Annotated in this window: 3 protein-coding genes; all 3 read right to left on the reverse strand. The window is 25.9% G+C overall.

Annotated elements, in window-relative coordinates; all coding sequences use genetic code 11:
- Positions 1–394 (reverse strand): hypothetical protein (locus EZH24_RS11255; RefSeq protein ID WP_137999196.1); only part of this gene is annotated, 394 nt, incomplete at its 3' end.
- Positions 391–1515 (reverse strand): FAD-dependent oxidoreductase, encoded by a 1125-nt coding sequence (locus EZH24_RS11260; RefSeq protein ID WP_137999197.1) that lies wholly within the window; start codon positions 1513–1515, stop codon positions 391–393. The genes EZH24_RS11260 and EZH24_RS11255, both read right to left, overlap by 4 nt.
- Positions 1516–1710: hypothetical protein (locus EZH24_RS15135; protein WP_236847199.1), on the reverse strand; the 195-nt coding region annotated here is incomplete at its 5' end.

The raw sequence follows: 1710 nt of genomic DNA on the forward strand, positions 1-1710 counted from the left end.
ATTTATCTTTAAAAGTATTATATTTAAAAATTAGCGAACATAAATCTACGCCTCTTTTATTTTGTTCGTAAAGATTATCTAAATATTCTTCCATATTTTCTAAATTTAAATCTTTTAATACAAAAATAATATCTCCTTTTGAAAATTCCAATCCAGCTTTTATATTCATATCTTCGTTATAGTTTTCTCCAAGATTAAGAAGCAAAACATTATCGGACTTTGGCGAGAGTTCGTTTTTTAATTTTTCTATATTCGTATTTTTATTGTATAGAATTATAATTTCGCTATATTCAAATTTATTTAATATATAATTTTCCAATTTTTTATAATTTCTTTTGCTTTCTTTGTTATTAATATTAGTTATTATAAAGCTTGCATAATTTTTATCTTTCATAATAATACCTCGTCTAATTCGTATATAGTGTTCAATTTTCCGCCTAATACGCTTATAAATTTTGGATTTTTCATATTTTCTTTTATTATAACTGGTCTTGAATCCGAAGTGGAGGAAGATTGCATTAACGCTTTTATAGCGAATACGCTTTCTTTAAATATTGGCAAAAATTCTTTTTTCAAATATTTTTTTGACAACTGATACATATGTATCCATGCCGTTTTCGGTCTAACTTTACAAAAATTACAATTATCTAAAAATAATCCGCTACAAGTTTTTGAATTATTCTGGCATTTGAACTCTGGAAGTTCGGATAAAGAAGCCTGATGCGGAGTATATCTAACCGCCGATAAAGAATATATTCCTTCGCTATCGAAAGGCATAACGGAGAAAAACGGTCCGTCCATAACGGTTATTCCGTATCCTTTAAGAGAACTTGAAGGATAGCATAAAACCATTTCGGCAAGCTCAAATTTCATTTTTAAAGTTTCTAAATTAAATATTTTTAGGACGCTATTTAAAGAAGCGTATGAAGTATTTATAATAAAATCGGTTTTTAACTTCAAATTAGAATTTAATATTAAAGAAAAATAGCCGTTATCTATACTAACATTTGTAATATAATCGTTATATATGAATTTTATATTTTTATTGGATGTTAATTTTTCGATATAATATTTTTTTATTTTTAGAGTGTCAATAGTATATTCTTTAGTTTCATAACATGAATCAACCACATTTTTATTAAAAAATTCCAATTCGTTTATTCTTTTATACGGAATATTTGCGTTATTACAAAATTTTTCAAAATTATTTGGAGTGGACATTCCAAATTTTGAAGAAATAGCGTATATCTTTTTATAATCCGACACAATTGAAAATTTAAAATCTTCAATAAATTTATCAAAATAGTGAGAGCATTTTATAGCCGTATGCAAAGACCTCGGATAATGATAACCGTTATGAAGTCTCGCTTGATTTACATACGAAGCCCTTGAAAACGGCTCTTTATCTTTTTCTATTATCAATATTTTAGAATTAATATATTTTTTAGATAATATATCCGCCGAATAAAGCCCGTAAATCCCCGCTCCTATTATAATGTAATCGTATTTATTCATTTATTTTTCCATTTTTTTATTTTTTAATCCGTCATTATCATAAATGAAAGTAATAAAAGAAATTAACGCTATAATTGATATTGTAAATATAGGATAAATATACCTAAAAATTACAACTGGAGTAAATGACGCTACAATTATATATGTAGCTATGCCAGATAAAGATATAGAAAAGAGTCGGGAGCGATAGTTAAT

Source organism: Brachyspira catarrhinii (assembly GCF_005518285.1).
Lineage (GTDB): Bacteria > Spirochaetota > Brachyspiria > Brachyspirales > Brachyspiraceae > Brachyspira > Brachyspira catarrhinii.

Bases quoted from the DNA above. Each gene is read 5' to 3' on its own strand.
- EZH24_RS11260 (WP_137999197.1), bottom strand. From the start codon at position 1,515: ATGAATAAATACGATTACATTATAATAGGAGCGGGGATTTACGGGCTT.